Annotated in this window: 3 protein-coding genes; all 3 read left to right on the top strand. The window is 34.4% G+C overall.

All coding sequences use genetic code 11. From position 1 onward, the window contains the following. Positions 1–213, top strand: a 213-nt coding sequence (locus tag ABIQ27_RS10020; RefSeq protein ID WP_348033749.1) for a hypothetical protein, incomplete at its 5' end; no start/stop codon positions are given. A gap of 114 nt (positions 214–327) precedes the next feature. Further along, entirely contained in the window at positions 328–648 is a 321-nt protein-coding gene (gene trxA / locus ABIQ27_RS10025; protein WP_348033750.1) for a thioredoxin, read from the top strand. Positions 649–774: 126 nt separating this feature from the next. Further along, positions 775–1,701, top strand: coding sequence for a DUF58 domain-containing protein (locus ABIQ27_RS10030; protein WP_348033751.1), 927 nt, complete (start codon positions 775–777; stop codon positions 1,699–1,701). The last annotated feature ends 156 nt before the right edge of the window (positions 1,702–1,857 follow it).

Consider the following 1,857-nt stretch of genomic DNA (forward strand, 5'->3'; position numbering starts at 1 on the left):
CCCCCAGAGATAGCTCCTAAGGTTGATGTAATCGAAAATGAAAATTTTGATGAAGAAAACACAGAAAATGTCTCAATTGAAATTGAAATACCTGAAGTAGAAAACATAGTTAAGACTCGCATTTTGATGCCAAGCAGAAAATTAAGAATTGCTATTTCAAAAGAGTTTCTTGACGAACTCGAAAAAATGAAAATTAAATTCAGTCTGAACTAAGTATCAGTTCTGATAATGATTTCATAACCAAAACTGATTTTTTTGTAACATTGATACCAAATAAAATGCCTAATTTTGGCATTAAATAAATACAATAATTTAAAAATAAAAGATATGGCTTTAGCAATAACAGACGCTACTTTTGACGAAGTAGTATTGAAATCAAGTAAACCAGTAGTAGTAGATTTTTGGGCAGCTTGGTGTGGACCATGTAGAATGGTTGGACCGGTTATCGACGAAATCGCTACAGAATATGAAGGAAAAGCAACAGTCGGAAAAGTTGATGTTGATGCAAACCAGGAGTTTGCTGCAAAATATGGAGTTCGTAACATTCCAACAGTTTTAGTTTTCCAAAACGGAGAAGTAGTTGGACGTCAGGTTGGAGTTGCTCCCAAGAAAACTTACACAGATGCTATTGATGCTTTGTTGTCATAACAATCAAAGTCATTGCAATCCCGAAGCTTCGGGAGAAGCAATCTCATTATAATTAATAAAAAGGCTCAACGAAAGTTGAGCCTTTTTTTATGATTTAGTTTAGAAATTTCCGTTTATATTTGGACTATGAAGATTGAAGAACAAAAAGAGCTCGTTTCCGGTTTTAAGCATCTTGAATTGCTTGCCAATCAAGTTGTGGAAGGCTTTATTTCGGGAATGCATAAAAGCCCGTTTCATGGTTTTTCTGCAGAATTTGCGGAGCATAAAGTCTATAATTCTGGCGAAAGCACCAAGCATATCGATTGGAAATTATTTGCCAAAACAGATAGGTTATACACCAAAAAATATGAAGAAGAAACCAATCTTCGTTGTCATTTGATTATCGACAATTCTTCTTCGATGCATTATCCGAAGCTGAAAAATGACGAAGTTTTTTATCATAATAAAATTGGTTTCTCAGTTTTAGCTTCGGCAGTTTTGATGAATTTATTGAAAAAACAGCGCGACGCTGTTGGGCTGAGCGTCTATTCAGATACTTTTGAATATTATGCACCGGAAAAAGGAAGCGATCGTCATCATCGTATGATTTTGAATAAACTCGAAGAACTTTTAGAAAAGCCAAAAAATTCAAAAAGCACCGATACGGTTACTTTTTTGCATCAAATTGCAGAAAAAATCCATCGCCGTTCGATGATTATTTTATTTACAGATATGTTTCAAATAGGCAAAAATGAAGCGCTTTTCAATGCTTTGCAGCATTTGAAACACAACAAACACAAAGTAGTCGTTTTTCATGTTGTTGATAAGAAAACGGAAATCAATTTTAATTTTGATAACGCGCCAAGAAAGTTTATCGATTTAGAAACAGGAGAAGAAATCAATATTTTTGCCGATACTGTCAAAGATGCTTATGAAGAAAAGGTAAATAATTACTTCAAAACATTAGCCATGACATGCGCTCAAAATAAAATTAAGTATGTTCCGGTTGCTGTGGATGAAAGTTTTGAAAAGATTTTGACAACCTACTTGGTTGAAAAACAAATGTTTGGTTAGAATTGTTTTTTACACATTTTATTTTTCATAAAAATAGTTGCAGATTTGAAAAACGATTGTATATTTGCAACCGCAATAACGCAGAGGTTTGGTAGTTCAGTTGGTTAGAATACATGCCTGTCACGCATGGGGTCGCGGGTTCGAGTCCCGTCCAGA

Origin of the sequence: Flavobacterium sp., assembly GCF_039916025.1 — a bacterium.
In the GTDB taxonomy this organism is placed as follows: Bacteria; Bacteroidota; Bacteroidia; order Flavobacteriales; family Flavobacteriaceae; genus Flavobacterium.

Bases quoted from the DNA above. Each gene is read 5' to 3' on its own strand.
- ABIQ27_RS10030 (WP_348033751.1), top strand. From the start codon at position 775: ATGAAGATTGAAGAACAAAAAGAGCTCGTTTCCGGTTTTAAGCATCTT.
- trxA (WP_348033750.1), top strand. From the start codon at position 328: ATGGCTTTAGCAATAACAGACGCTACTTTTGACGAAGTAGTATTGAAA.